At 64.9% G+C, this 26,916-nt stretch carries 23 protein-coding genes, 1 tRNA gene and 1 pseudogene; 21 read left to right on the forward strand and 4 right to left on the reverse strand.

The window, feature by feature from the left end:
- Positions 1-499 precede the first annotated feature (499 nt).
- On the reverse strand, positions 500-2,911 hold the full coding sequence (locus Y887_RS15975) for a TonB-dependent receptor (RefSeq protein WP_046965291.1): 2,412 nt from the start codon (positions 2,909-2,911) through the stop codon (positions 500-502).
- Between the two features lie 718 nt (positions 2,912-3,629).
- Complete coding sequence (locus Y887_RS15980) at positions 3,630-4,874, reverse strand: MFS transporter (protein ID WP_046965292.1); 1,245 nt, start codon at positions 4,872-4,874, stop codon at positions 3,630-3,632.
- Between the two features lie 551 nt (positions 4,875-5,425).
- Between Y887_RS15980 and Y887_RS15985 the strand changes: the two genes are divergently transcribed.
- Positions 5,426-5,737, forward strand: a complete 312-nt coding sequence (locus Y887_RS15985; RefSeq protein ID WP_046965293.1) for an FmdB family zinc ribbon protein — start codon at positions 5,426-5,428, stop codon at positions 5,735-5,737.
- Between the two features lie 56 nt (positions 5,738-5,793).
- Here the strand turns inward: Y887_RS15985 and Y887_RS15990 are convergent, their stop codons facing one another.
- Entirely contained in the window at positions 5,794-6,570 is a 777-nt protein-coding gene (locus tag Y887_RS15990; RefSeq protein ID WP_046965294.1) for a DUF3011 domain-containing protein, read from the reverse strand.
- 157 nt (positions 6,571-6,727) lie between these two features.
- Here Y887_RS15990 and aspS point away from each other — a divergent pair, with 157 nt between their 5' ends.
- From aspS to Y887_RS16085, 19 genes are all read left to right on the forward strand, one after another.
- Complete coding sequence (gene aspS, locus Y887_RS15995) at positions 6,728-8,479, forward strand: aspartate--tRNA ligase (RefSeq protein ID WP_046965295.1); 1,752 nt, start codon at positions 6,728-6,730, stop codon at positions 8,477-8,479.
- A 425-nt stretch (positions 8,480-8,904) separates the two neighbouring features.
- On the forward strand, positions 8,905-9,432 hold the full coding sequence (locus Y887_RS16000) for a GNAT family N-acetyltransferase (protein ID WP_046965296.1): 528 nt from the start codon (positions 8,905-8,907) through the stop codon (positions 9,430-9,432).
- A gap of 144 nt (positions 9,433-9,576) precedes the next feature.
- Positions 9,577-10,254 (forward strand): alpha/beta hydrolase, encoded by a 678-nt coding sequence (locus Y887_RS16005; protein WP_046965297.1) that lies wholly within the window; start codon positions 9,577-9,579, stop codon positions 10,252-10,254.
- An 89-nt stretch (positions 10,255-10,343) separates the two neighbouring features.
- Complete coding sequence (locus Y887_RS16010) at positions 10,344-11,072, forward strand: YebC/PmpR family DNA-binding transcriptional regulator (protein WP_046965298.1); 729 nt, start codon at positions 10,344-10,346, stop codon at positions 11,070-11,072.
- Positions 11,073-11,184: 112 nt separating this feature from the next.
- Positions 11,185-11,709, forward strand: coding sequence for a crossover junction endodeoxyribonuclease RuvC (gene ruvC / locus Y887_RS16015; protein WP_046965299.1), 525 nt, complete (start codon positions 11,185-11,187; stop codon positions 11,707-11,709).
- A 157-nt stretch (positions 11,710-11,866) separates the two neighbouring features.
- Positions 11,867-12,451, forward strand: coding sequence for a Holliday junction branch migration protein RuvA (gene ruvA / locus Y887_RS16020; protein ID WP_046965300.1), 585 nt, complete (start codon positions 11,867-11,869; stop codon positions 12,449-12,451).
- Positions 12,452-12,504: 53 nt separating this feature from the next.
- Positions 12,505-14,418 carry a potassium transporter Kup gene (locus Y887_RS16025; protein WP_046965301.1) on the forward strand — a complete coding sequence of 638 codons (1,914 nt, stop codon included), beginning with the start codon at positions 12,505-12,507 and terminating at the stop codon, positions 14,416-14,418.
- A 2-nt stretch (positions 14,419-14,420) separates the two neighbouring features.
- On the forward strand, positions 14,421-15,542 hold the full coding sequence (locus Y887_RS16030; protein ID WP_046965302.1) for an SMI1/KNR4 family protein: 1,122 nt from the start codon (positions 14,421-14,423) through the stop codon (positions 15,540-15,542).
- 39 nt (positions 15,543-15,581) lie between these two features.
- Positions 15,582-16,622, forward strand: coding sequence for a Holliday junction branch migration DNA helicase RuvB (ruvB, locus tag Y887_RS16035; RefSeq protein WP_046965311.1), 1,041 nt, complete (start codon positions 15,582-15,584; stop codon positions 16,620-16,622).
- A gap of 52 nt (positions 16,623-16,674) precedes the next feature.
- On the forward strand, positions 16,675-17,133 hold the full coding sequence (gene ybgC, locus Y887_RS16040; protein ID WP_046965303.1) for a tol-pal system-associated acyl-CoA thioesterase: 459 nt from the start codon (positions 16,675-16,677) through the stop codon (positions 17,131-17,133).
- Between the two features lie 11 nt (positions 17,134-17,144).
- The gene (gene tolQ, locus Y887_RS16045; protein ID WP_046965304.1) at positions 17,145-17,924 is read left to right on the forward strand and encodes a protein TolQ; all 780 of its coding nucleotides are present in this window, start codon (positions 17,145-17,147) and stop codon (positions 17,922-17,924) included.
- A gap of 175 nt (positions 17,925-18,099) precedes the next feature.
- Positions 18,100-18,549, forward strand: a complete 450-nt coding sequence (gene tolR / locus Y887_RS16050) for a protein TolR (protein WP_046965305.1) — start codon at positions 18,100-18,102, stop codon at positions 18,547-18,549.
- Positions 18,539-19,576: a cell envelope integrity protein TolA gene (tolA, locus tag Y887_RS16055; RefSeq protein WP_046965306.1), complete on the forward strand. Its 1,038-nt coding sequence runs from the start codon at positions 18,539-18,541 to the stop codon at positions 19,574-19,576. The genes tolR and tolA overlap by 11 nt, the downstream gene beginning before the upstream one ends.
- Before the next feature lie 284 nt (positions 19,577-19,860).
- Complete coding sequence (tolB, locus tag Y887_RS16060) at positions 19,861-21,180, forward strand: Tol-Pal system beta propeller repeat protein TolB (RefSeq protein ID WP_039423448.1); 1,320 nt, start codon at positions 19,861-19,863, stop codon at positions 21,178-21,180.
- A 57-nt stretch (positions 21,181-21,237) separates the two neighbouring features.
- Positions 21,238-21,756: a peptidoglycan-associated lipoprotein Pal gene (gene pal, locus Y887_RS16065; RefSeq protein WP_016904129.1), complete on the forward strand. Its 519-nt coding sequence runs from the start codon at positions 21,238-21,240 to the stop codon at positions 21,754-21,756.
- Positions 21,757-21,762: 6 nt separating this feature from the next.
- Positions 21,763-22,581, forward strand: coding sequence for a tol-pal system protein YbgF (ybgF, locus tag Y887_RS16070; protein ID WP_046965307.1), 819 nt, complete (start codon positions 21,763-21,765; stop codon positions 22,579-22,581).
- 42 nt (positions 22,582-22,623) lie between these two features.
- Positions 22,624-23,307, forward strand: a complete 684-nt coding sequence (gene queE, locus Y887_RS16075) for a 7-carboxy-7-deazaguanine synthase QueE (protein ID WP_046965308.1) — start codon at positions 22,624-22,626, stop codon at positions 23,305-23,307.
- Positions 23,308-23,427: 120 nt separating this feature from the next.
- A complete protein-coding gene (gene queC / locus Y887_RS16080; RefSeq protein WP_046965309.1) occupies positions 23,428-24,102 on the forward strand; it encodes a 7-cyano-7-deazaguanine synthase QueC in 675 nt (224 codons plus the stop codon).
- A gap of 47 nt (positions 24,103-24,149) precedes the next feature.
- Positions 24,150-24,225: transfer RNA gene (locus Y887_RS16085), tRNA-Lys, on the forward strand.
- A gap of 168 nt (positions 24,226-24,393) precedes the next feature.
- Here the strand turns inward: Y887_RS16085 and Y887_RS16090 are convergent.
- Complete coding sequence (locus Y887_RS16090) at positions 24,394-24,672, reverse strand: hypothetical protein (protein ID WP_046965310.1); 279 nt, start codon at positions 24,670-24,672, stop codon at positions 24,394-24,396.
- 336 nt (positions 24,673-25,008) lie between these two features.
- Between Y887_RS16090 and Y887_RS16095 the strand changes: the two are divergent.
- Positions 25,009-25,380, forward strand: a pseudogene (locus Y887_RS16095) (XRE family transcriptional regulator).
- The last annotated feature ends 1,536 nt before the right edge of the window (positions 25,381-26,916 follow it).

The raw sequence follows: 26,916 nt of genomic DNA on the forward strand, positions 1-26,916 counted from the left end.
ACAGGCGGGAGAGGGAGCGGATTGCTGGGGGATTTTCCCGCATCCTGCGTGACTTGCCGAATCCCTCCGACTCCCTTCCCCCGCCTGCGGGGGAAGGTGCCCGAAGGGCGGATGGGGGCGCTGTTGGCCTCACCCCAGCCCTCTCCCACAGGCGGGAGAGGGAGCGGGTTGCTGCAGGATTTTCCCGCATCCTGCGTGACTGGCCGAACCCCTCCGAGTCCCTTCCCCCGCCTGCGGGGGAAGGTGCCCCAAGGGCGGATGGGGGACGCTGTTGCCCTCACCCCAGCCCTCTCCCGCAGGCGGGAGAGGGGGCGGATTGCTGCAGGATTTTCCCGCATCCTGCGTGACTGGCCGAATCCCTCCAACTCCCTTCCCCCGCCTGCGGGGGAAGGTGCCCGAAGGGCGGATGGGGGGGCGCTGTTGCCCTCACCCCAGCCCTCTCCCGCAAAGCGGAAGAGGGAAACAGTCTCGGCGTGCACGTAAGCATGGCCGGTTGCCGTTACAGATCCAGCGTCAGCGTCAGCCCCAACGTGCGCGGTGCGGCGATGAACGCGCTATCGCTGCCGTCCACGCCTTCCAGATACCGCTTGTCGGTGAGATTGCTGACATTGAGCGCCAGTTGCAGCCCCTTGAGCTGCGACGACAGCTGCGACAGCTCCACGCCCAGATTGGCATTGAAGGTGGTCACGCCATCGAGCGCGGCGCGGTTGGACGCATCCAGATAGCGCTTGCCCAGATAACGACCGGACACACCGAAGCGCCAGGCCTGCCCGCGCCAGTCGGCCGAGACCACCAGGGTATTGCGCGGCTGGCCGATCACCTGCGCGCCGGGAGTGATGTCCAGGGCGGTGTCGCGCGCGGCATCGCCGCTGCCCAAGTAATCGGCCTTGTTGTAGGTGTAGGCGCCATTGATGCGCCATCCGTTATCCCAGCCGTAGCCAAGGGCTGCTTCGACGCCGCGCGCATGCACGCCGCCGAAGTTTTCGTACACGCCGTCGGTCTCGCCCAGATAGTCGATGCCGCTGACGAAGTTGGCCGGCACATACACGATGCGATTGTCGAAGCGGATGTCGTACAAGGTCACGCTGCCGGTCAACGGCCAGCGGCTGATGCGCAGGCCCAGTTCGATGTTGTCGGCGGTTTCCGGTTGCACGCGGCTGAGTGCGACCGGGTCGGTTTCGCCGAGTACGCCGGAGGGAATCGCAGCGAAGTTCTGCGAGTACCCGGCAAAGGCTTCCAGGCCCTGCACCGGGGTGGTCCAGGTCAGGCCGGCCGACAGCAGCGGGTCCGAGTGCGCATCCGACTCCACATGCTGCGCATCGCCGATGCGACGGTCGCGGGTCTGGTCGAGAAAGAACTGCTTGACGCCCACACGCCAGGCGAAGGCGCCGTAGCGCATTACATCCTCGACGTAATACATCTGTTCGTCGGTCTGGTAGTTGTCCTTGAACTGCACCCAGTACGGTTGATGATCGAAACTGATGTTGGTGCCGACATTGAGCAGGCGATGCCAGTCACGGGTGACGCTGCGGTCATAGCGCTCCAGCCAGGCACCGGCGCGCACGGTGTTGTCGATCGGGCCCAGGTCGTGGCGCCATTCCACATCGGCCATGGCACCGGCGCGGTGGTTGTCGTAGTGGCTATGGCGATACGACTGCACCGGTATCGAACCTGCCGGATAGCAGGCCGGATTGGATTCGGCCGGCACCGCCGCGCTGCCTGCACAACCGGCCAGCGGCGTCGCGGCGGCACCGCCCGGGGTCAGGTAATACAGCTTGCCCAGGTCGCTGCCGGCATACACGGTGTTGCCGCCGCGCGCTTCGGATTCCGGCGCGCCTGCACCATCGTTGGTGACGTCCACCAGATAGGGCGGAATCCAGTCGCCGCGTCCTTGCATGCGGTGCGCGTAGCCGGTGAGCGTGGTCTTGAAGCCATTGCCGCCATCGAAGGCGCCACGCAGGTAACCGAAAGTGTTCTTGCGCAGCGCGCGCGAGCCTGAGCGATAGTTTTGATCCAGATACGGAATGCCGGTGAGCGTGCCGGTCAGCAAGTCGTGTTCCGGATCGCGCGCGAACTGTTCCGGTGTCACGCTGGTGTATTCGGATTCGTCGGCATCGTCGTAGGACGCGTAGCCGCTGAGCGTCCACTTGTTCAACGCACTGACGAACTTGCCGGCGAGGTGGTCGCGGCTGGTGTGGCCGCTGCCGTCGATCCAGTCGTCGTTGCGCGCCGACGAGCCGCTGATCCAGGCGCGCGTATTGCCACCCAGCAGGCCGGTGTCGTAGCGCGCGTAATACTTGCGTGCCTGGTTGTCGCCGATGCCGCCGATCACACGCACGCGCTGTTCTTCCAGCGGCTCGCCGGTGAGGTAATTCAGTGTGCCGCCCAACGCTTCGTTCGAGCGCGAGGCGATATCGGCGGTGCCCTGGCTCACTTCCACCGTTTCCAGATCCGGCATATCGATGAAGCGGTTGGCCTTGGAGCCGCCGCCGTAGGCCGAGCCACCGTTGGGCACGCCATCGACAGTGGTGCCGATCTGCTGGGTATCGCGGTTGCTGACAAATCCACGCATGCTGATCTGCGTGCCCCAATCCGACGAGCCGAACGCATCGGCTTCTGTCACGACGACGCCGGGAAGCTCGTTGAGCGCGTCGTTGACGCTGCCCAGCACGAACTGGCGGTCGAGCATTTCCTTGCTCACGGCCGTCTTGGAATACGTCATCGCCTGCCCGACCACCTGCACCTGATCGAGGGTGGACACCTGCGCGCCACTGGCAAGCAGGTCTGAACTCGGCGCTGCCGACGCGGTGCCATCCGGTGCCTGCTGCGCGTAGGCGGGCAGGGCGAATGGAACCAGCAACAGGGCAAGCCTGGCCGGATGGCGCACGCGCGGGCAGGTGGTCCAATCCATTGCAATCCAACGAGCGGGGAGGTGGCCGCAGACTGCCGTGCTTGCATTGCGTGATGATGACCGCGCTAGAGGTGGGCTGCGATCACCGGGTGGATGTGCACGGCTTCTCTGCCCCTGAAGCGAGTGCGATTTAGCGCTGTGTGGCAATGCGTATGCTGCGTGTTCGGTTGGTCGGGTGTGGGATGTCCTTTCCGCCTGCGATGCAGGGCTGTCTTGAGGGCTGCGCAAGCTGCGTGATCGATTGGTCGAGGGCGTGGCGTCCTCACCGCTTGCGGGACACGCTGCGAATCCATTCATGGACGCTCCGTGGAGGCATTCATGCCGCCACAGGGTCACGCAAGCTATGAGGACACTGCGCTAGAAAGGGGGCTGGTCGCTCTATTGAAAGCCGGACGCACCGAATAACGCGACTGGTCCTTGTCCGCCCACCGTCGCGGGACCTTTGGCTGCATGGATGCCGCCAAAGAGCTTACATGGACGTACTTGCAGCGTGTCCTGCGAGGGTGGGCGGGTAAGGACCCCGCAGCAAAGCCGCAGATCCACCGCTCTGTAATCGAGGCATGCAAACCCAGACAGCCAGGCTCTCGCAGCCTCGAAGCGGTTGAAAATATCGCAAGCCACAGGAAGGGGAGTCGCGCGCGCAGACCCGGTACATGCGCGTGGTAGATTCTAATCAACGCACCAGCCTCGCCCACCTGACATCTGCGACACCGTGTTGTCAGCTTCTCTTGGCGTGTGGTGTTGCTTCGATCTGCTGGGTTTCCGGCATCAGTTCCAGCGCCGATGGTGTGGTGCGCAGCATCGGGCGGAACGCGATGGGATGGGTGCGGCGACGCGCAAACCGCAGCAAGCGCGACAGCGTGAAGCCGGCCAGCGCCAACAACATCACCGCGAAATAGACCGGGAGCGCTGCAGGGCCGAACTTCTGCATCGCCCCGCCTGCCAGCGCGGGGCCGATGGCAGCGCCCACGCCATGCACCAGCAACAGGCTGCTGCAGCCGGATAACAGGTCTTCGCGTGGCAGGTAATCGAGCATATGTGCCACCGCAAACGGGTAAAGCGAAAACGCCAGCCCGCCGTAGACGAAGAACAGCATGAACAGGACGGTTGTCTGCGACTGCACCAGCGGCACTGCCGCAGCAATGGCGATGGCGGCGGCCAGTACGCTTACCGTGACCAGGCCGATGCGTCGGTCGTGACCGTCGCTGATGCGCCCGATCGGCCACTGCAACACTGCGCCTCCCACGATTGCGGTGAGCATGAACATCGCCACGCCATCGGCGTTCAGTCCGATGCGGTTTGCATACACCGGCAGCAGGCCCCAGAACGCACCCATTGCCAGGCCTGACAATCCGGCCCCGACAGTGGCCACCGGCGCCAGCGCATACAGCGTTTTCAGCCGCAGGCGCGACACCTGCGGCACCTCCGGTGGAATCAGGCGCGTGGTGACCACCGGCATGACCGCCGCGCAAATCAGGATGGCGGTCAGCGTGAACATCGCCGGTGCCCGCGCGTCGCCGGCGGTCAACAGAATCTGGCCCAACGCCAGCGCCGATAGATTGATCGCCATGTACACCGAAAACACCCGGCTGCGCCGACGTGCATCCGGCTCGGCGTTGAGCCAGCTTTCGATCACCGTGTACAAGCCCACCAGGGCAGCGCCGGTCACCAGGCGCAATACGCCCCAGCCCCAGGGATCGAGCCAGATCGGATGCAGCAACACGGCAATCGCCGCCAGCGACGCGTAGAACGCGAATGCGCGGATATGCCCGATGCGTCGAATCAACGGCGGCGCAAAGAACGTGCCGAGAAAAAAGCCGGCGAAGTAGCCGGACATGATCAGGCCCAGCGCACGCGCATCGAACCCGGCCTGGCCGCCGCGCACGGCGAGCAAGGTGCCGAGCAGCCCGCTGCCGGTCAGCAACAGGGCAACGCCCAGCAACAGGGCAGTCAGCCGCAGCATGGATGCGACCCTCGTGGGAGAAAAGGCGCGTCGATCACGTCATCGAGTGTAGCAGCCGCGCTGGTGCGACTCGATCGATGGGGCTCGCATAACGCGATCATGGGATGCGCGATGAGCACGTCGGTTGTGGAGCGGAGCCGCGCAACATCGCCATGTGCTGGCGTGGACGTAGATCTCCTTCGATCCGAGTGCCAGCTCTGCGTCGGTGAGGGAGAATCGCCGGAAGTGCAGGTTCAAGACGCCTGCAAAAGCCGCGCTCCATAGTTGCGGAAGCCTTCCAGGCCGCAACTGACGCGCTGGCCGAAGCGTCTTCGTCGACACAGCGCATCCGCTCGGCACGTCCATTCTGCCGCCAGCCGCCAGCCGCCAGCACGCCAGACGCCCCTTTATCCCAAGAGGCCGGACGCATCGCGCGCGCATCGGCAGTGGGTCGGCAACTGCCGAGCACTTTCCGCCTGTCCGGCCCTGTGTCAGTGCGATTCGATCATTGCGCCGACACGCCCGCATCCGTCTAGAATCTGCGCCCTTGCATCGTCTTCAGCGGATCTGTCATGCCCATCTACGCGTTCCAGTGCACCACCTGCGGCCATTCGTTCGACCGCCTGCAGAAGATGGCCGACCCCGATCCGCAGACCTGCCCGTCCTGCGCGGCGGCCACCATCAAGCGCCAGGTCACCGCGCCATCGTTCCGCCTGTCCGGCAGCGGCTGGTACGAGACCGATTTCAAGTCGGCCGGCGAACGGAAGAAGAACCTGACCGAGAGCAGCAGCGCAGGTGGCGATGCCAAGCCAGCTGCCAGCGACAGCAAGCCCGCAGCGGCGCCTGCCGCACCGGCCGCAAAGCCGGCATCCGGCGCGGCGTGACAGTGTGTGCAGGCGTGCCGGTCATACGCTGATCGGCAGGCCCAGGTCGGCAATGCTCAGCGCGCGTCGAACCGTGCGCGGCAGCCATCGTTGACCCAGACCGCGGAGCGGCGCGGGTCGAATCCCCAGGTGCGGCCTTCCTCGCAACGGGTGTCCGACAACTGGCGGGTCAGCACCGGGCGGCCTGCGCGCACGTCCCAATCGCAGGTGCGCAGGCGGCGGTCGTCGCTGCTGCAGGTCACCGAATAGTCGCCGCGCGGGCGATCGTCGCGGCCGCCGTGGCCGTCATCGCGATCCCAGCCACCACCACGGGCCTGCGCAAAGTCGGCGCGGCAGCCGTCATCCACCCAGATCCGGCCATTTTCCTGGTGCCAGTTGCGGCCCTCCACGCAGGGCGTGCCGGAGAGCTGGCGCACGATCGTCGCGCGCCGCCAGCCGGTGTTGCAGATGGCCTGGCGCTGGTCGCGGCTTTCGCAACGCACGGTGCCGGCGGCTGCATTGCCCGGCCGGCCGTCGCCGCCATTCCAGCCACCACCGCCCCAGCCGCCGCGCGCCTCGACAAAGCGGCCACGGCAGCCGTTGTCCACCCAGATCCGGCCGCGGTCGCTGCCCCAGTTGCGGCCTTCGATGCAGCGCGTGCCGGAGATGTTTTCCACCAGGGCGGCGCGTCCACGGAACGGGGTGTCGCACTCGCGGCGGCGGTTGTCGTTGCTGGAGCAGGTGATGCTGGGGCCGTTGAAACCGCGGTCCTGTGCGGCGGCGGGGCGGCTGACCAGCGCGCCCGCGAGGGCGGCAAGACTGAAGCCGGAGATCAGCAGGGCGGTGCGCAGCATCGTGACGTCCTTGGTGACGGGAGGGGCATGGCGCCTATTCAGCCGGGCGCTGACTTAAGCGCCGGTGACCGTCGCCGCATTTGCTCCTGCCGGCCGCCGGCCCCAGAATATCCGGCTTTCCGGCGCTGCCTGCGTCGGGTTTTCAGCGGAGCTTTCGATGCGTACCCACTTCTGCGGCCTGGTCGATGAGACCTTGATCGGCCAAACCGTCACTCTCGCCGGCTGGACCGACGTGGCCCGCAACCTGGGCGGCGTGTGCTTCATCGACCTGCGCGACCACGAGGGCATCGTGCAGGTGACGGTGGAGCCCGAGAATGCGGAGGTGTTCCCGGTGGCCGCCAGCCTGGGCTACGAGGACGTGCTGCAGGTCGAAGGCGTGGTGCGCGCGCGGCATGCGGTCAACGACAAGCTGCGCAGCGGCAAGGTCGAAGTGATCGCCACCCGCATCACCACCCTCAACAAGGCCGCGCCGCTGCCGTTCCATGCGCACGAGAACCCGGGCGAAGAAACCCGCCTGAAGTACCGTTATCTGGACCTGCGCCGTCCGGAAATGCAGCGCATGCAGCGCACCCGCATCAAGCTGGTGCAGGCGCTGCGCCGCCATCTGGACGCGCGCGACTTCCAGGACATCGAAACCCCGATCCTGACCAAGGCCACCCCCGAAGGCGCACGCGACTTCCTGGTGCCGGCGCGCATGCATCCGGGCGAGTTCTACGCCTTGCCGCAGAGCCCGCAGCTGTTCAAGCAGATCCTGATGGTGGCCGGCTTCGACCGCTACTACCAGATCGCGCGCTGCTTCCGCGACGAAGCGCTGCGCGCCGATCGCCAGCTGGAATTCACCCAGCTCGACATGGAATTCGCCTTCGTGCGCGAGCGCGACGTGCAGGACTTCGTCGAAGACATGATCCGCGCCATCTTCGCCGAAGTAGTGGATGTCGAGCTGGCCGCGCAGTTCCCGCGCATGAGCTGGGCCGAGGCGATGCGTCGCTATGGTTCGGACAAGCCGGACCTGCGGATCGCGCTGGAACTGGTCGACGTGGCCGAGCTGGTCAAGACCAGCGAATTCCCGGTGTTCACCGCCGCCGCCAACGATGCCGACGGCCGCGTGGCTGCGCTGCGCATCCCAGGTGGCGCCACGCTGAGCCGCAAGCAGATCGACGAGTACGCTGCGCACGCTGCCAAATACGGCGCCAAGGGTCTGGCCTACATCAAGCTGTCGGAGACCGGCGAAGTCAGCTCGCCGATCGCCAAATTCTTCTCCGAAGAGTCCTTTGCCGCGCTGCTCAAACACGTAGGCGCCGGCAATGGCGACATCGTGTTCTTCGGTGCCGGCGGCTATAACAAGGTGTCCGACTTCATGGGCGCGCTGCGCTTGAAGGCCGGCAAGGACTTCAAGCTGATCGCCGATGGCTGGGCGCCGCTGTGGGTCACCGACTTCCCGATGTTCGAATGGGACGACGAAGCGCAGCGCTACGTCGCCCTGCATCACCCCTTCACCGCGCCGGCGGTGGACGATATCGCCGACCTGCGCGCCAACGCCCGCACCGCGGTGTCGCGTGGTTACGACATGGTGCTCAACGGCAATGAAATTGGCGGCGGCTCGATCCGTATCCACCGCCCGGACATGCAGAGCGCGGTGTTCGAGTTGCTCGGCATCGGCGCGGAAGAAGCGCGCGCCAAGTTCGGCTTCCTGCTGGATGCGCTCAACTACGGCGCGCCGCCGCACGGCGGTATCGCCTTCGGCATCGACCGGATCGCCGCGCTGATGGCCGGCACCGACTCCATCCGCGACGTGATCCCGTTCCCCAAGACCACCGGCGCGCAGGACCTGATGACCGACGCGCCGTCGCCGATCGCCGCCGATCAACTGGCCGAAGTGCACGTGCAGGTGCGCCCCAAGCAGGTCTGACCTGCCTTCGAACACGGCCACGCCCAGCGCGTGGCCGTGTTGTTTATGCGCAGCGAGCAACCTTTTGGGAAAGGCGTTGCTTGGCTGATCTGCGCTGCGCTCAACGCCCGTATCGAAGGCTGCATGGGCAGCGTGGCGCACAGCAGGTGCGTCCCCCAGTCAATCACGCATGACGCTTTCCTAAGAACCTTGGCGGTTGGGTAGGAGCTGCGCGCAGCAACGTGCGATGCAGTCCGCTTTACTTTGCGCGAGCAATACGCCGGCGCGCATGGCGCCAGGGCCTCCTGGTGCTCAGACCGGTAGTTGGGCATGCGCATCAGTGTGCGATAGCCGGATGCTCCCCGATTCCCGATTCCCAATTCCCACTTGCAGCAGCGCCGCCGCATGCGAGAAGCTGCCACGTCCACCCGGCACGAGAGTCCCGCATGACCCGCATCCGCCGCGCCACGCCGGACGATGCCGAAGCGCTGTCGCTTCTGGCCGCGCAGACCTTTACCGAAACCTTCGGGCATCTGTATCCGGAAGAAGACCTGCGTGGCTTTCTGGAAGAGACCTATGCCGTGGAGCGCGCGCGCATCGTGCTGGCGCATCCGGACTACGCGATCTGGCTGCTGGAGCTGGACAACCTGCTGGTCGGCCACGCCGCTGCCGGCCCGTGCGGCCTGCCGCACGCTGAGGTCCGCCCCGGCGACGGGGAACTCAAGCGCCTGTATCTGTTGAAGGACTACCAGAGCAGCGGCTGGGGCAGCCGGCTGTTCGAAACCACACTGGAATGGCTCGAACGCGACGGCCCACGCACCCTGTGGATCGGCGTGTGGTCGGAGAATTTCGGCGCGCAGCGCTTCTACGCCCGTTACGGCTTCGAAAAGGTCGGCGAATACGACTTTCCGGTCGGCAAGATCGTCGACCGCGAGTTCATCCTGCGCCGCAAGCCGATCGTTGCGGCCGACTGAGCGCGGCGCCCGCACCGTGATGCGGCGCTTGCCGCCAGATCGGCGCAGCGCATGCGCGCGATCGGCACCAGCCATGTGTCCGGCAGGTCGTGTGCGGGTCAGACACGCGCCTGACGTCCGCCTCCCATCCCGGTAACCCCGCCTTTGTCCAGTGCATCCTCGGCCATCCCGGTCATTCCCCGGCGCAGTCCGCGCAAGCGCGCGGTCGCCGCCACCGCCGACGTGCTGCTGGTGCACGGCATCTGGAATACCGCGCACTGGCTGTTGCCGCTCGCGCGCCGGATGCGCGCCGCTGGGCTGGCGCCCGCGTTGTTCGGCTATGCCAGCGTGCTCGGCGGGCCGGCGCAGGCCGTGCCGCGCTTGATCGAACGCCTGCGCACCAGCCGCGCGCAATTGCTGGTCTGCCACAGCCTGGGTGGACTGATGGCCTTGCAGGCCTTGTGCGAGGCCCCCGACCTGCCGGTGCGCCGCGTGGTCTGCCTGGGCTCGCCCCTGTGCGGCAGCGCCGCCGCGCGCGGGCTGGCGCGGCGCGGCGGCGTCTGGGCGATGGGTCGCAGTGCCGCCCTGCTGCAGCAAGGGTTTGCGCGCTGGGACGGGCCGGCCGAGATCGGCCAGGTGGCCGGGTGCGTGCCGCGCGGGGTCGGTCGCTGGCTGGCGCCGCTGGCCGAGGGCTCGGACGGCACGGTCGCGTTGGCCGAAACCCGTCTGCCCGGGCTGCACGACCACTGCGTGGTGCAGGCCAGCCACAGCGGGCTGTTGCGCTCGCCCGAGGCCGCCGCCCAGGCGCTGGCCTTCCTGCGCAGCGGCAGGTTCGCGTCTTGAACATCCGCCGGCGGATGGTGCGGCCCCGGTGAGTGCAAGCAATCAGGTAAAATCCGCGCCCTGTCATCCAAGCCAGTCTGGAACCACTCATGGGTAGAGGCCCCTCCATCGAAGGCCGCAAGAACGCCTCCGACGCCAAGCGCGGCAAGATGTTCACCAAGATCATCCGCGAGATCAGCGTTGCCGCGCGCGCCGGCGGTGGCGATCCGTCCAACAACCCGCGCCTGCGCACGGCCATGGACAAGGGTCTGTCGGCGAACATGTCCAAGGACGTGATCGAACGCGCCATCAAGAAGTCCACCGGCGAGCTGGAAGGCGTGGAATACGAAGAAGTCCGCTACGAGGGCTACGCGCCCGGCGGCGTGGCGGTGATCGTGGACTGCCTGACCGACAACCGCGTGCGTACCGTGGCCGACGTGCGCCATGCCTTCAGCAAATGCGGCGGCAACATGGGCACCGAGGGCTCGGTGGCCTTCATGTTCAAGCGCCTGGGCGTGCTCAGCTTTGCCGCCGGTAGCGATGAAGACACCCTCACCGATGCGGCCATCGAAGCCGGTGCCGACGACGTGGTGGTGTACGCGGAAGACGGCGCCATCGACGTGCTGACCGCCCCGGATGCCTTCGCCCAGGTCAAGGACGCCCTGACCGCCGCCGGCCTGGAACCGGCCCACGCCGAGATCACCTTCCGCGCAGACAACGACATCGCCGTCGACAGCGACACCGCCGTGCAGGTCCGCAAGCTGCTCGACATGCTCGAAGACCTGGACGATGTCCAGGACGTGTATTCGAACGTCGATCAAGCGGCGCTCGGCGCCTGATGATGGCTGGGATGGCGGGATTCGTTATTCGGGATTCGCAACAGCAATGCGATCGCCGCACTGCAGGTGCATCACCAATCCCGAATCCCGAATCCCCAATCCCGGCGCTTCGATGACCCGCATCCTGGGCATCGATCCCGGTTCGCAGCGCACCGGGGTCGGCATCATCGACGTCGACGCGGGCGGTCGCAGCCGGCATGTGCATCACGCACCGCTGCTGCTGCTGGGCGAGGGCGATTTTGCGCAGCGGCTCAAGCGTCTGCTGCACGGGCTGGGCGAGTTGATCGAGACCTACCGGCCGGATGAAGTGGCGATCGAAAAAGTCTTCATGGGCAAGAGCGCCGATTCGGCGCTCAAGCTCGGCCATGCGCGCGGCGCGGCGATCTGCGCGGTCGTCATGCGCGATCTGCCGGTGCACGAGTACGCTGCCACCGAAATCAAGCTCGCGCTGGTCGGCAAGGGCGGGGCGGACAAGGTGCAGGTGCAGCACATGGTCGGCATCATGCTCAATCTGAAAGGCAAGCTGCAGGCCGACGCCGCCGATGCACTGGCGGTCGCCATCACCCACGCCCACGTCCGCGCCACCGCGCAGCGTCTGGGCGTCACTACCCAACAGGCCTGGAGCCGCAAGAAATGATGATCGGGATTCGGGAGTCGGGATTGGGGATTTGCAACAGCGAGTCTGCGCGCGCTGTGCTGCTTCGGCGGTGCGCAGCCGTCGTTGACGGCTGCGAGGGATCTTGCCAATCCCCAATCCCCAATGCCCAATCCCGGCACCGCCAAGGCGGTGCCCAATGATCGGCCGTCTGCGCGGGATCCTGGCCTACAAGCAGCCGCCGTGGCTGGTGATCGACGTGGGCGGGGTGGGCTACGAGCTGGAGGCGCCGATGAGCACCTTCTACGACCTGCCCGATGTCGGTCGCGACGTCATCCTGTTCACCCATTACGCGCAGAAGGAAGACAGCGTCGCGCTGTACGGCTTCCTGCGCGAGGGCGAGCGGCGGCTGTTCCGCGACGTGCAAAAAGTCACCGGCATCGGCGCCAAGATCGCGCTGGCGGTGCTGTCCGGGGTCAGCGTGGACGAATTCGCCCGCCTGATCACCAGCGGCGACATCACCGCGCTCACGCGCATTCCGGGTATCGGCAAGAAGACCGCCGAGCGCATGGTGGTGGAGCTGCGCGACCGTGCGGCCGACTTCAGCAGCGGCGCGCCGATCACCGGCCAGTTGGGTCCGGATGCGGTATCCGAAGCCACCGTCGCCTTGCAGCAACTGGGTTACAAGCCGGCCGAGGCCGCGCGCATGGCACGCGAGGCCGGGGCAGAAGGCGACGAAGTCGCCACGGTCATTCGCAAGGCACTCCAGGCCGCGCTGCGTTAAGCGGGCTCGGCCTTTCTCATTCTTCACGTCCTTCGGCGATACCCTGCCCACTCATGTCACAGACCTCCACTCCCGCAGCTGGCCACGGCCACGGCCACGCGCCTGCCAACAGCCATATGGCCTTGGTCGTCGGCGCCATCGGCGTCGTCTTCGGCGATATCGGCACCAGTCCGCTGTACACCCTCAAGGAGGCGTTTTCGCCGCACTATGGGTTGACCAGCGATCACGACACCGTGCTGGGCGTGCTGTCGCTGGCGTTCTGGGCGCTGATGATCACCGTCACGCTCAAGTACGTCACCATCATCATGCGGGCCGACAACGAGGGCGAAGGCGGCATCATGGCGCTGATGGCGCTGACCCAGCGCACCCTCAAGCAGGGCTCGCGCTCGGCATATGTGGTGGGCATCCTCGGCATCTTCGGCGCTTCGCTGTTCTTCGGCGATGGCGTGATCACCCCGGCCATCTCGGTGATGGGCGCGGTGGAAGGCCTGGAAATCGCCGCGCCCAGCCTGCACCCCTTCATCGTGCCGATCACCGTGGTGGTGCTGCTGATCGTGTTCATGGTGCAGCGTTTCGGTACCGAAAAGGTCGGCAAGGTGTTCGGCCCGATCACCTGCCTGTGGTTCCTGTCGCTGGGAGCGATCGGTGCCTGGAACATCGTCGATGCGCCGGAGGTGATGAAGGCCTTCAATCCCTGGTGGGCGATCCGCTTCTTCATCGAACACGGCTGGCACGGGGTGTTCATCCTCGGCGCGGTGGTGCTGGCGGTGACCGGCGGCGAGGCGCTATACGCGGACATGGGCCATTTCGGCGCCAGGCCGATCCGCCATGGCTGGTATTTCTTCGTGCTGCCGATGCTGCTGCTCAATTACCTGGGGCAGGGCGCGCTGGTGCTCAACCACCCGTCCGCACTGAAGAACCCGTTCTTCGAGGCGGTGCCGGGCTGGGCGCTGTATCCGATGATCATCCTGGCCACGCTGGCGGCGGTGATCGCCTCGCAGGCGGTGATCACCGGTGCGTACTCGGTGGCGCGCCAGGCCATGCAGCTGGGCTACATCCCGCGCATGCTGATCAAGCACACCTCGCGTACGACCATCGGCCAGATCTACGTGCCCGGCATCAACTGGCTGTTGATGGTGATGGTGATCGCGCTGGTGCTGATCTTCCGCAGCTCCACCAATCTGGCCGTGGCCTACGGCATTTCGGTCTCGATGACGATGCTGATCGACACCTTGCTGCTGGCCCTGGTGGCGCGCTCGCTGTGGCCGCGCTGGCGCAATTGGGTGCTGCCGTTGTGCGTGGTGTTCTTCATCATCGAGCTGGCGTTCGTGATTGCCAACGGCGCCAAGTTGCTGCAGGGCGCGTGGTTCCCGCTGGCGCTGGGCATCGTGGTGTTCACCCTGATGCGCACCTGGCGCCGTGGCCGCGCGCTGCTGCGCGAAGAGATCCGCAAGGACGGTATCCGCATCGACAGCTTCCTGCCGGGCCTGATGCTGGCACCGCCGGCACGCGTGCCGGGCATGGCGGTGTTCCTGACCGCCGACCCGATGGTCGTGCCGCATGCGTTGATGCACAACCTCAAGCACAACAAGGTGCTGCACGAACGCAACATCTTCCTCAACGTCGATACCTTGCCGATCCCGTACGCGCCGGTGGACAAGCGCCTGCAGATCGAGTCGATCGGCGACGAGTTCTACCGCGTCTACGTGCGCTTCGGCTTCATGGAAACGCCCGACGTCCCGCTGGCGCTTATGCGCTCCTGCGACCAGGGCGGCATCCATTTCGACCCGATGGACACCACCTTCTTCGCCAGCCGCGAAACCATCGTGGCCAGCGCCAACCGCGGCATGCCGATCTGGCGCGACAAGCTGTTCGCGCTGATGCATCGCAACGCCGCCCCGGCCACCGGCTTCTTCCGCATCCCCGGCAACCGCCTGGTCGAGCTGGGCGCGCAAGTGGAGATCTGAGCATGGCCGCGCTCAAGTGGATGATCTACGGTCGTTCGCCGAGCCTGGACACCTTCTGGGACGAAGCGCTCAACCTCGGGCGCGTGCCGGCAACCGAGGCCGCCATCGCAGCGGCGCAGGCGCGGCTCGGTGTACTCCTGCCAGCCTGGCTGTGTGCGTTGTACACACGCTATGACGGCGGCGCGGTACAGATGGCGCGTGCTCCGTCGTTTGAGGAGCCGGATAACTGGCTCAAGGCCGAATGGCTGATCCCGCGTGCACGCCTGCTTGGCAGTGCGGAATTGTTTTCCTTCGCGCAGGTGCGCGCTCGCGAGGACTACCGCGACGACGCATTTGCCGGTCTGGCCGCCGGTGGCGACGATCGCCGCCTGATCGTCATTGCCGCCGACCACCGCTCACCCAGCCGGGCCTTGTGTCTGGATTACTCCGTGCCGGACGCCGAGCCCACCCTGGTCTATGTCGATGCCGGTGGGAACCGTCGGCTGATCGTGTTCGAAGACGTGGACGCTCTGCTGTCGCAGCTGGTCGATGTGGTGTATTGGTCGCCTGCATTACAGGCCAGGCACGATGAGAGCGAGCGCGTGCACTGGCAGCCTCAGCCGCCGGCATTACGCACGTTCTGGAGCGGGCCCGGGCATTGGAACGACACCGCGGCGGCTGCAGGCGCCGATGCGCTGGCCGCTGCCGAAGCGCGCCTGGGCGTGCGCCTGCCGGCGTTGTGCAAGCAGCTCTACAGTGTCCAGGATGGCGGCGATACCCGCTGGTGCTGGGTGCGGCGGACCCGCTTTCCCGCCGATCTTTACGTGGATTGGGAATGCGTGCTGGTGGATCGGTATCTGTCGCCGCTGGCGAAGATCGGCAGCCTGCTGGATCTGGCCGCTGCCTTCGAAGACCCCAACGACTTCAGTGCGGCGGCCTGCCTGCACGCCGGCCTGGATCGGGTGCTGGTGCTGTCGAGCCATAACATCGACTGTCTGTTGTGCCTGGACTATCGCGCGCGCGGCCCGCAGTGCGAGCCGGACGTGGTGTATTTCGATCGCTGGGAGGGCCTGGTCCCAACCTGGCGCGCGCCGAGCTTCGACGCCTTCTTCAGCGTGCTGCGGCAGGCCGATCTTGATTGCTAGATGCTGCGCCGCCCGCACGCGGCATGCGAAGATGGCGGGATGACCGAACAGCGCATCATCGCCAGCAGCGCCACCCGCGAAGACGATGCCGCCGATGCGAGCATCCGCCCCAAGCGCCTGGCCGACTATCTCGGCCAGCAGCCGGTGCGCGAGCAGATGGAGATCTACATCCAGGCCGCCAAGGCGCGCGGCGAGGCGATGGATCACGTGCTGATCTTCGGCCCGCCCGGCCTGGGTAAGACCACGCTCAGCCACGTCATCGCCAACGAGCTGGGCGTCAATCTGCGCTCCACCTCCGGGCCGGTGATCGAAAAGGCCGGCGATCTGGCCGCGCTGCTGACCAACCTGCAACCGCACGATGTGCTGTTCATCGACGAAATCCACCGGCTGTCGCCAGTGGTGGAAGAAGTGCTGTATCCGGCGATGGAAGATTTCCAGATCGACATCATGATCGGCGACGGCCCGGCCGCACGCTCGATCAAGATCGATCTGCCGCCGTTCACGCTGATCGGCGCCACCACCCGTGCCGGCCTGCTGACCGCGCCGCTGCGCGACCGCTTCGGCATCGTGCAGCGGCTGGAGTTCTATTCGCCCGCAGAGCTCACCCGCATCGTGATCCGCTCGGCCGCGATCCTGGGGATCGACTGCACGCCCGAAGGCGCGGCCGAGATCGCGCGTCGCGCACGTGGCACCCCGCGCATCGCCAACCGGCTGCTGCGCCGCGTGCGCGACTTTGCGCAGGTCAAGGCGGCGGGGCACATCGATCTGCCGGTGGCGCAGGCCGCCATGCAGATGCTCAAGGTCGACCCGGAAGGCTTCGATGAGCTGGACCGCCGCATGTTGCGCACCATCGTCGAGCATTTCGATGGCGGCCCGGTGGGCGTGGAATCCTTGGCCGCTTCGCTGTCGGAAGAGCGCGGAACGTTGGAAGACGTGATCGAGCCCTACCTGATCCAGCAGGGTTTTCTGATCCGCACCGCGCGCGGCCGCATGGTCACCACCAAGGCCTACCTGCACCTGGGCCTGAAGCCGCCAAGGGACCGTGCACCAGGCATCGGCGAGCCGGGAGACCTGTTCTGATGCCGCTCCGTCCATCGCTCACCGGGGCCGTCTCGACCGAAAATCCGTGCCCATGACCATCGATTCCCGATTCCCGAATCCCCATTCCCCGCCTGTATTCAGTTGGCCGACACGCGTGTACTGGGAAGATACCGACGCCGGCGGGGTGGTCTACCACGCGCGCTACGTTGCCTTTATGGAACGCGCGCGCACAGAGTGGATGCGCGCGGTCGGTTACGGGCAGGATCTGATGCGCCAGGACCACGGTCTGGTGTTTGCGGTCCGCTCGATGCAACTGGATTTCCTCAAGCCGGCCCGGCTCGACGACGCGCTGTCAGTGTCGGCGGTCCTGCTGAAATGCAGGCGGGCCAGCCTGCTGTTTGCGCAGTCGGTCCGTCGCGAGGGCGAAGTGCTGTTGACTGCCGAGGTGCGCATTGCCGCACTCGGCACCAGCGACTTTCGCCCGCGCGGCATGGACGATGCGCTGTACGACGTGTTGAAAGCTCTAGAAACCCCAGATTCCGATTACTGAGGAACGAACGGATGTCGATTGCATTGCTCCTGGCCCTGCAGGACACGGTAGTGGAAGCACTACCGCAGGAAGTCACCGCGGCCGCGGCGCAAACCGCCACGGCGGCGCACAACAGCAGCATCAACTACGTTGAGCTGATCCTGCGCGCCAGCATCCCGGTCAAGATCATCGTGTTGCTGCTGCTGATCGGCTCGTTCATCAGCTGGGTGATCATTTTCCGCAAGGCACGTGCGTTCAAGCAGGCCAACCGCGAGGCCGACGAGTTCGAGAACCGCTTCTGGTCCGGTGCCGATCTTGCCAAGCTCTACGCCTCGGCAACCGACCGCAACCGCACCGTCGGTGGGCTGGAATCGATGTTCGAAAGCGGGTTCCGCGAGTTTTCGCGGTTGCGCGATCGCCGTCGCCTGGATGCGCGGGTGCAGCTCGAAGGCGCACAGCGCGCCATGCGCACCGCCTTCACCCGTGAGGTCGATCAGCTGGAGCGCAATCTCGAATTGCTGGCCAACATCGGTTCCACCGCGCCGTACGTCGGCCTGGTCGGCACCGTGTTCGGCATCATGGTGACCATGCACGACATGGTCAGCAGCGGCGAGCAGGCCGGTATCGCTGCGGTCGCACCCGGTATCTCCGAAGCGCTGTTCGCCACCGCCATCGGCCTGTTCGTGGCGATCCCGGCCGTGTGGGCCTACAACCGCTTCACCACCCGCGTGGAACGGCTGTCGGTGCGCTACGAAACCTTCGCCGACGAGTTCAGCTCCATCCTGCAGCGCCAGGCTGGCGCGGACGAGTAATGCGCGTCTCTCGCAAGCCCCTGCGGCTGCTCGCCTACAGTGCAGGCACCTGCACGGCGCGGTGTGCGGATCAGTCCGCCGCCATGCCCGCACCGGGGTGCAGGGCTTGCACAGGACAGCCGCCCGCGACAGATCGCACACGTCCGTGCGAGGGATCAATTAGGAACGTTCCGCGATGATTTCCGGTATTTCCCGCCGTAAGAAGCGCAAGCTCAAATCCGACATCAACGTCGTGCCGTATATCGACGTGATGCTGGTGCTGCTGATCATCTTCATGGTGACCGCGCCGCTGTTGACCCTGAGCACCGACGTCAGCCTGCCGAGCTCGCGCGCCAAGGCGCTGGAGAGCAAGCAGGACCCGATCGTGGTGGTGGTCGCGGCCGATGGCCAATTGGCCTTGCAGCTGCCCAAGGGCAAGCCGCAGGCCATGGATGTCGATGCGCTGCAGGCGCAGCTGGCCGCCATCGTGGCGCAGGACAAGGATGCGCGCGTGGTCGTGGCCGGCGATCGCGCCGCGCCGTATCAAAAGATCATGGATGCCATCGACGTGCTCAAGCAGGCCAAGGTCGAAAAGGTCGGCCTGATCTCCGACTCCGGCGGCACTGCAGGCAGCGATGCACGCTGACGCATTCCCCACTCAGACGGCGCGCGAGGATGGCTGGCTGCGGCCGGTCGTGCTGGCCCTGGTCGTGCACGTGCTGGTCGCGCTGGTGTTCATCGCCGGCTGGCTGTGGTCGCCCGAACGCTCGGTCGAGCCGGCCGCGGGCGACCCCAGCATGGAAGCCTCGCTGGATGTCTCCGCCGCCGAGGCGCGAGTCGCCCGTCAGGCGCTGAAGGCGACCCCGGTGGAAGCACCGCCGCCGCCGGCACCGTTGCCCGAGCCCGCCCCGGAAGACAGCGTTCCGCCACCGCAGCCGATCCCCGAGCCGCACCCGCAGGATGCGCCGACGCAGCAGCAGGCACAGGCGCAGGAACGGGTGGCGCAGCCGGACAAGGTCGACCAGGACAAGGTCGATGCGCTGGCCATTTCCGAAGAGAAGGCCAAGCAGGAACAGGAAGCCAAGCGCCGCCAGGAGCAGATCGACCTGACCGAGCGCAAGCGCCAGGAAGAGGCCGAACAGAAGCTGCGCCTGGCAAAGCAGCAGGAAGAAGCCGACGCCAAGAAGAAGCAGGCCGCTGCCGAGCAGGCTGCCGACGCCGAGCGCCAGAAGAAGATCGCCGACATCCGCCGGCAGCGCGAGCAGGCCACCAAGGAAGCCGCGCTGGCCGAGCAGAAGCTGCGCCAGGTCGCCGCCGCGCGCGCCCAGCAGGCTTCTGCCGCTGCGGCGACCAGTGCACAGCCGACTGCGGGGCAGGGCGGCACCAGTACCGACCTGTCGGCCAAGTACGCCGCTGCCATCCAGCAGAAGGTGTTGGGGCAGTGGGTGCGCCCGCCGTCGGTGCCGCCGGGGCAGAAATGCACCATCAATATTCGCCAGTTGCCGGGCGGGCAGGTGATGGAAGCCAAGGTCGCGCCGGGCTGCCCGTACGACGAGGCAGGTCAGCGCTCGATCGAGGCCGCCGTACTGAGCGCGCAGCCGCTGCCGTATCGCGGCTACGAATCGGTGTTCCAGCGCAATCTGACCTTTGTGTTCACTGCGCAGGATCAGTAACGGTTGGTTTGGATGACCTGGCCGGTTGGCCCCAGCGCGGCAGCTTGGTAGCGCCGCACTGTGGCTGAATTCGACCAGTGCGATTGGCGCATCGCGCGCTGCGGTACCGATCGGCCCGACGATCGGTCGGTAGAGCAGGCGCCCGGCACCAGCCACGTCACATCGGTGCCGGGCCGCTTGCAGCCACTCGCTCCACTTTCACGTTGTCTCGTTCACGATTGCGAGTATGTTCACTCGCTGATTGGTATCCCTTGCACACTTTTCCCGCCCGATCCGAGCCGTCCATGAAAAAACCGCTGCGTTGGCTAGCTGCCCTGACCGCCCTGTTGTTGCCGCTGAGCGCACTCGCGCAGCAACAAGGGCTCACCATCGACATCGTGGGCGGTAGCGCTTCGGCGACGCCGATCACCGTTGTCCCCATGCCCTACCAGGGCTCGGGCACCGCACCGCAGACCGATGTGTCTGCCGTCGTCGGCGCCGACCTGGATCGCTCCGGGCAGTTCCGCACGTTGCCGGTCGCGCAGATCGTCGAAAAGCCGACCCGCGGCACCGAGGTGCAGTTCCAGACCTGGCGCACCCTCAAGCAGAACTACATCGTCGTCGGTCGCGTGATGGATGCGGGCGAGGGCGCCTATCGCGTCGAGTACGAATTGTTCGACGTGGCCAAGGGCGAGCGCATGCTCGGTCTGGCGATGACCGCACGTGCCAATGCGATGCGCGATGTCTCGCACCAGATGGCCGATGCGATCTACGAAAAAATCACCGGCGTGCGTGGCGCGTTCTGGACCCGGATTGCCTACGTGACCGCCAGCGGCAAGGGCGGCGCGATGCGTTATGCGCTGATGGTGGCCGACTCCGATGGCTACAACCCGCAGACCATCGTGCGTTCGGCCGAGCCGTTGCTGTCGCCGAACTGGAGCCCGGACGGCAAGAAGCTGGCCTACGTGAGCTTCGAGCGCGGCAATTCCTCGATCTACCTGCAGGACATCGCCACCGGCGCACGTGAGCTGGTGTCCAGCTTCCGCGGCATCAACGGTGCACCGTCGTTCTCGCCGGACGGTCGGCGGCTTGCCCTGGCGCTGTCGCGCAGCGGCAACCCCGAGATCTATGTGATGGATCTGGGCAGCAAGCAGCTGACCCAGCTGACCAACCACTTCGGCATCGACACCGAGCCGACCTGGGCGCCGGATGGCGGCAGCATCTATTTCACCTCCGATCGCGGCGGTCGTCCGCAGATCTACCAGGTGGCTGCCAGCGGCGGCAGCGCCAACCGCGTGACCTTCCAGGGCAACTACAACGCGACCGCCAGTGTCTCGTTCGACGGCAAGAAGATTGCCGTGGCGCAGGGCAGCGGCAACAGCTACCGCATCGCGATGATGGATCGCAGCCTGGGTTCGCCCAGCTGGAGCACGCTCTCGCCGGGTTCGCTGGACGAATCGCCGAGCTTTGCGCCCAACGCCAGCATGGTGTTGTACGCCGCACGTGAGGGTGGCCGGGGCGTGCTTTATGCCGTATCCGCCGACGCTCGGGTCCGCCAGCGTCTGGTTCTGGCCGATGGTGATGTGAGAGAACCCGCTTGGGGGCCTTACCGAACCGCGCATTAATGTTAATATTTCGCTGCGTTAAACCACTCATTGGCCCAGAGCCTCCATAGGTATCCCATGAACAAGTCCACCCGCGTCTTGCTTGTCTCCCTGCTGTCCGTTGCCGTGCTGGCTGGTTGCTCGAAGAAGGTGAAGGAAACTCCGCCTCCCGCAACCGATACCACCGCCGGTTCCTCCGTTCCCACCGGCCCGTCCACCTCTGGCCTGTACGGCCCGGGCGACCTGGATACCGATGCCTGCCTGCGCCAGCGCGTGGTCTACTTCGATCTGGATCAGGACTCCCTGAAGCCGGAATTCCAGGCCATCATGGCTTGCCACGCCAAGTACCTGCGCGACCGTCCGTCCTCGCGCATCACCCTGCAGGGCAATGCTGACGAGCGCGGTTCGCGTGAGTACAACATGGGCCTGGGCGAGCGCCGCGGCAACGCCGTGTCGTCGTCGCTGCAGGCTGCCGGTGGTTCGGCCAGCCAGCTGACCGTCGTCAGCTACGGTGAAGAGCGTCCGGTCTGCACCGAAACCAGCGAAAGCTGCTGGTCGCAGAACCGTCGCGTCGAAATCGTGTACACGGCTCAGTAAGAGACGATGCGCTTTCGAGTGACATCCCTGTTCGTCGCGGCGGCCCTTGTGGTCGCCGCGCCGGCATACGCCCAGCGAGCCAGTCTCGCTGATCGTGTGGCGGTGCTCGAGCAGCAGCAGGCCAACAGTCAGGCCAACAACGATCTCCTCAATCAGCTGCAGCAGGCGCGTTCGGACCTGCAGGCCTTGCGTGCGACCGTCGAACAGCTGCAGCACGACAACGAGCAACTCAAGCAACAGTCCAAGGACCAGTATCTGGACCTGGACGGACGTCTGAATCGGTTGGAAGGTGCAGGTGGCGCAACGCCTCCGCTGCCCTCTGCCACCGGCAGCGTCACCCCAGCCCCGGCTCCGGCCGCGCGGCCTGCAGCGGCGGCCACTTCCGAGAAGCCGCCGTCCGTGCATGGCGATGCAGGTACCCTGGCCATCAGCAACGATGAGCGCACTGCCTACAACGTCGCGTTCGATGCATTGAAGAACGGCAAGTACGACGACGCGTCGCAGCTGTTCCTGAGCTTTCTCGAGCTCTATCCCAATGGTGTCTACACCCCCAATGCGCTGTATTGGCTGGGTGAGAGTTATTACGCCACCCGCAATTTTCAGCTTGCCGAGGCGCAGTTCCGCGATCTCGTCAGCCGCTATCCCACGCATGACAAGGCCGCTGGCGGCCTGTTGAAGCTCGGCCTGTCGCAGTATGGCGAAGGCAAGAACAACGAAGCCCAGCAAACCTTGCAGCAGGTCGTCTCGCAGTATCCCGGCTCCGACGCAGCACGTGTCGCCCAGGAACGCTTGCAGTCCATCCGCCTCGGCCAGCAACTGCGCTGAGCCCGCGCGTCGTCGCCGGTTGGCGCGGCGCATACTTTGCCCATGAACGCCGCCGCCGTCCCCAGCGAGATCGTCCAGTCGCCATTGCCGCGATTGAAGATCACCGAAATCTTCCTGTCCCTGCAGGGCGAGGCTGAGGCGGCTGGCTGGCCAACCGTGTTCGTGCGCCTGACCGGCTGCCCGTTGCGCTGCACCTACTGCGACACCGCCTACGCCTTCCACGGTGGCCAGTGGCATGACATCGACGCGATCGTGGCCGAGGTCGCCAGCCATGGCGTGCGGCATGTCTGCGTGACCGGCGGTGAGCCGCTGGCGCAAAAGCGCTGTCTGGTGCTACTGCAAAAGCTCTGCGATGCGGGCTTCGATGTCTCGCTGGAAACCTCCGGCGCACTGGATGTCTCCGAGGTCGATGCGCGCGTCTCGCGCGTGGTCGACATCAAGACGCCCGCCTCCGGCGAAGCACAGCGCAACCGCTGGGACAACTTGCCTCTGCTGACCGCGCGTGACCAGATCAAGTTCGTCATCTGCAGTCGCGCCGATTACGAGTGGTCGCGCGAGATCGTCGCGACGCATGCGCTCGAGCGTCGTTGCACGGTGTGGTTTTCGCCCAGCAAGGGCGAGGTCACGCCTCGGGAGTTGGCCGACTGGATCGTCGCCGATCGCCTGCCGGTGCGCTTTCAGATGCAGCTGCACAAGATCCTCTGGGACGACGAGCCGGGCCGCTAAGGGCGGCAACTGACCGGCACGTCGCCTTGCCCGATGTGCATGCCGAACGGACCGCGCCGTCGCGGCCTGGCGCCGACCCTGCTAGCCTTTGCGTCTTGATGTTGTCGATGCCTTCCTGAAATGAAAAAAGCTGTCGTTCTGTTGTCCGGAGGTATGGACTCCGCCGCCGTCATTGCGCTCGCGCAGGAGCAGGGCTTTGCCGTGTACGCGTTGAGCGTGCGCTACGGTCAACGTCACACCTCCGAGCTGGATGCCGCCGCACGCGTTGCCGCAGCGCAGGGCGTGGTCGCGCACAAGGTGGTCGATGTTGATCTGCGCAGCATTGGCGGCTCGGCGCTCACCGACGACATCGAGGTGCCGGATGCAGGCGGCGATGGCATTCCGGTCACCTACGTTCCGGCCCGCAACACCATCATGCTGTCGCTGGCGTTGGGCTGGGCCGAAGTGGTCGGCGCCAACGACCTGTTCTGCGGCGTCAATGCGGTGGATTACTCCGGCTATCCTGACTGCCGCCCCGAGTTCGTGCGCGCGTTCGAGGTTCTGGCCAACCTGGCCACCAAGGCCGGCGTGGAGGGCGCCGGCCTGCGCGTCCACGCGCCGCTGCAGTTCCTCAGCAAGGCCGACATCGTGCGCGAAGGCGTGCGACTGGGCGTGGACTTCGGCCTCACCGTCTCCTGCTACCGCGCCGACGCCGATGGGCGCGCCTGCGGCCACTGCGACGCCTGCCGCCTGCGCGCTGCCGGCTTCGCCGACGCCGGCATTCCCGACCCCACCCACTACGCCATTTTGTCTTGACGCCCGCGTAGGGTAGAATGCGCACCCCGACGCAATGTCGGGTCAGTGGGCCGTTAGCTCAGTCGGTAGAGCAGAAGACTTTTAATCTTTTGGTCGATGGTTCGAATCCATCACGGCCCACCATTTGAATCAGCACGACATAAGCACCGCCGGCGCGACGGTGCGCGTCAACAGCGGCAGCGAGCAGGCGTGTCTCTCCGTGCTTGGCGTGCGGTGCGGCGCGCTGCGGCACATTGCTGGCCGCACCGACGAATTGCGGCTCCTGTGCGGTGAACCAGCTGTTGGCATTCCTTACGAACCGACCTCGGTGTTTCTGCGTTGGAGATGGAACAAAGCGGTGGCGGCTTCGGTCAGCACGACCAGTCGCTCATCGAAGGCGTCAGAGGTGGCAAGCCCATCACGCATGAGCGCGGCAACCACAACCGCGCCGAAGCGCTGATCTGTCTCAGGTGCGGCAGTGCGCCCGATGTAGCCGTGCTCGGTCTTCACCAGGCTGTCGTGGATGCGCTCAACGTCTAGGCAAAGCTTCGCCGTGGGCAGCAATGCTGCCCAATCAAGGGTCTTTCGCATTAGGGATGCCTCAGCGGTGAGGAAAGAACGGCTCGCCGCCTACGGGGAGCAGATCCAGCTGGCGGTCGCCTAGCGACTCGCGGTAGGCCTGCAGCGCTTGGGCGCGCTTGGGCGCGCTTATACGCCGGTGTGGGTGGAAGATCGCTGTGTGAGGTCGGCACGCCGCTGGGGCTGGCAATACCGGTCAACTCCGAATGGCCTGTATACGTCGCACCACACTTGGGGTTCTCGCAGAGATAGGAGTCATGCCGCAGGAACTTATGTGCGAGAACGCTGGTGCGTTTGATGAGCCTTGCACTGCATGCCTCGCAACGCCTGCGCTTGACGCAGCAGGAGATGGCGGACGCATGTGGCATCTCGAAGTGGAGGCAGCTGTACTTCGAGAAGGACCAGAACATGCCGGGTGGAGCCTAGCTATTGGCCGCGCATGCTCGCGGCGTAGACATCATGTATGTGCTGTTAGAACAGCGGATGGAATTGGACCCGTCCGAGGCCACGTTGGTGGCTGCGTTTCGTGCTGCATCGCCTGAGGTGCGCACCGCAATGCTGTCCAAATTTGGATGGGCACACGGTTCTGCTGAGAGCGTTGCGCTAGTCGTGACGTTCAACGACGACAGCCACGTATCTCAAATGCTTAATACGGCAGGCGCGATCGATCAGAGATACATGCAGATCAACGTGGGCGGCCGCAAAAAAAAGAAGTCGTGATCAACGTCCAGATAGGACAGCTGGTCCTCGCAAAAGAGAGCGTTATCGGCATCGGCTGGCCGACGTTCAGCAGCTAAAAAAGCAGTTCAGATCGTGTGCAAAAAAAAGCCGCCGGAAGGTCCCGGCGGCTTTAAAGATGTCGGCGCGTAGCTCCTTGCTATCCAGTCGCCACCGTCCTAGCAGTGCGAGATGACCTGATGTCCACGATGCAAATTACGCGAGCCGTATCAGGTCAGCTACCAGTAAATCCCCAAAGATGCTGTAAGGGATATGCCGGTGAAGCAGAGGGTGCGCTACCTTGGAATTCGCAAACTAGTGAAGAAACCACGCTTGGATGCCTTCACGATTCAACAAGTGGGCGATTACGTTCTGACTGAACATGCAGCGACACCCGCGCTATGTTCCGTCCAGAAGCACTGGCCCTGCCTGAATCTTTTATTAAAAAAAATAATAGTTTTTTTATTTAACTAGAAAAATTATCAATTTGTGCTGCTTGGCCGGAGTGAGTGCCGGTGGCTCTTAGCTTCGCTTGATGCGGCGTATCTTCGTTGTTAATTAAATCTAATTAACGAAATGATTTATTATATTGTAAATACCGTCACCCAAAAAATTGCAGAAAAATGATAAATACTCGGCCTGTAAGTCGACAAGCGCAGCAAGAAAAATCCAGGCCCTATAGCTACGCCCTGGTTACCGTAAGCGTATTGACTTTCTTTGCATCTGGATCCGCACTGGCTATTGATCCAGCTCGACTCCATCAGCCTGTTGTCGGTGGCACGGTTTTGACAATGAGCCTTGGTAACGAATGCACCGCCGGCCTTGTGCTTAAGCAAAAGGGATTTCTTGCCAACTTGACCCCATACAGGCGAGCTGTGAGATTCGTCCTGACCGCAGGTCATTGTGGTGATTACAATAGCTCAGTTTCGGTCAGGGGATCGGACCTTGGCTATGTTTCTTGGAAGTCGAATGTTTCAGATCTTGAATTGATTCGTGTGGAGCCGGTTAACCATAGTTATCGGTATTGCTCTGCACCATCAACTGGACTTACCTGCTCAATTGTTTCGAGGTATGAACCGCGTGCATTAGGGAAAGTTCTGCTCTCGCGAGCAGCTCTCTACCGCTCGCGAGATGGGGGGCTTGCTTCGATAGCAGTGAGTGGGCATGCCCCCGCATCCTCAACCGAACGATTCTGCACAAGCGGTAGAACCACTGACGTGATGTGCTACTGGACGGATGCGAGGATTCCTGCAGGTAATCCCATTACTGCCGGACTGCTTGGCGCAACGGCCGACTTTGGCGACCTCATAGGTCCAGGTGATTCCGGTGGCCCAGTGGTTAACACTTCAGGCGTGATGCATGGAATTATAAAAGGTCATGCGTCAAATTTGAATATGATGTTGTACACCTCAACTGCCCAGTTTTTTCATGAGCAGCCCGACTACGAGGTTGCGCCCCCTAACTGATTAGTCAGTCTGGTTTGGTCTAGGCTTGCTCTTAAGTCTGTGACGCTGCCCCCTGTCGACTCCCCGTAATTCA

The organism is Xanthomonas pisi DSM 18956, assembly GCF_001010415.1.
Lineage (GTDB): Bacteria > Pseudomonadota > Gammaproteobacteria > Xanthomonadales > Xanthomonadaceae > Xanthomonas > Xanthomonas pisi.

Coding starts and splice junctions, on each gene's coding strand:
- queE (WP_046965308.1), top strand. CDS start 22,624: ATGAACGCCGCCGCCGTCCCCAGCGAGATCGTCCAGTCGCCATTGCCG.
- Y887_RS16025 (WP_046965301.1), top strand. CDS start 12,505: ATGTCACAGACCTCCACTCCCGCAGCTGGCCACGGCCACGGCCACGCG.
- Y887_RS16010 (WP_046965298.1), top strand. CDS start 10,344: ATGGGTAGAGGCCCCTCCATCGAAGGCCGCAAGAACGCCTCCGACGCC.
- ybgC (WP_046965303.1), top strand. CDS start 16,675: ATGACCATCGATTCCCGATTCCCGAATCCCCATTCCCCGCCTGTATTC.
- Y887_RS15985 (WP_046965293.1), top strand. CDS start 5,426: ATGCCCATCTACGCGTTCCAGTGCACCACCTGCGGCCATTCGTTCGAC.
- queC (WP_046965309.1), top strand. CDS start 23,428: ATGAAAAAAGCTGTCGTTCTGTTGTCCGGAGGTATGGACTCCGCCGCC.
- tolB (WP_039423448.1), top strand. CDS start 19,861: ATGAAAAAACCGCTGCGTTGGCTAGCTGCCCTGACCGCCCTGTTGTTG.
- aspS (WP_046965295.1), top strand. CDS start 6,728: ATGCGTACCCACTTCTGCGGCCTGGTCGATGAGACCTTGATCGGCCAA.
- Y887_RS15990 (WP_046965294.1), bottom strand. CDS start 6,570: ATGCTGCGCACCGCCCTGCTGATCTCCGGCTTCAGTCTTGCCGCCCTC.
- ruvB (WP_046965311.1), top strand. CDS start 15,582: ATGACCGAACAGCGCATCATCGCCAGCAGCGCCACCCGCGAAGACGAT.
- ybgF (WP_046965307.1), top strand. CDS start 21,763: ATGCGCTTTCGAGTGACATCCCTGTTCGTCGCGGCGGCCCTTGTGGTC.
- Y887_RS15980 (WP_046965292.1), bottom strand. CDS start 4,874: ATGCTGCGGCTGACTGCCCTGTTGCTGGGCGTTGCCCTGTTGCTGACC.
- Y887_RS15975 (WP_046965291.1), bottom strand. CDS start 2,911: ATGGATTGGACCACCTGCCCGCGCGTGCGCCATCCGGCCAGGCTTGCC.
- Y887_RS16000 (WP_046965296.1), top strand. CDS start 8,905: ATGACCCGCATCCGCCGCGCCACGCCGGACGATGCCGAAGCGCTGTCG.
- ruvC (WP_046965299.1), top strand. CDS start 11,185: ATGACCCGCATCCTGGGCATCGATCCCGGTTCGCAGCGCACCGGGGTC.
- tolQ (WP_046965304.1), top strand. CDS start 17,145: ATGTCGATTGCATTGCTCCTGGCCCTGCAGGACACGGTAGTGGAAGCA.
- pal (WP_016904129.1), top strand. CDS start 21,238: ATGAACAAGTCCACCCGCGTCTTGCTTGTCTCCCTGCTGTCCGTTGCC.
- tolA (WP_046965306.1), top strand. CDS start 18,539: ATGCACGCTGACGCATTCCCCACTCAGACGGCGCGCGAGGATGGCTGG.
- Y887_RS16090 (WP_046965310.1), bottom strand. CDS start 24,672: ATGCGAAAGACCCTTGATTGGGCAGCATTGCTGCCCACGGCGAAGCTT.
- tolR (WP_046965305.1), top strand. CDS start 18,100: ATGATTTCCGGTATTTCCCGCCGTAAGAAGCGCAAGCTCAAATCCGAC.
- ruvA (WP_046965300.1), top strand. CDS start 11,867: ATGATCGGCCGTCTGCGCGGGATCCTGGCCTACAAGCAGCCGCCGTGG.
- Y887_RS16030 (WP_046965302.1), top strand. CDS start 14,421: ATGGCCGCGCTCAAGTGGATGATCTACGGTCGTTCGCCGAGCCTGGAC.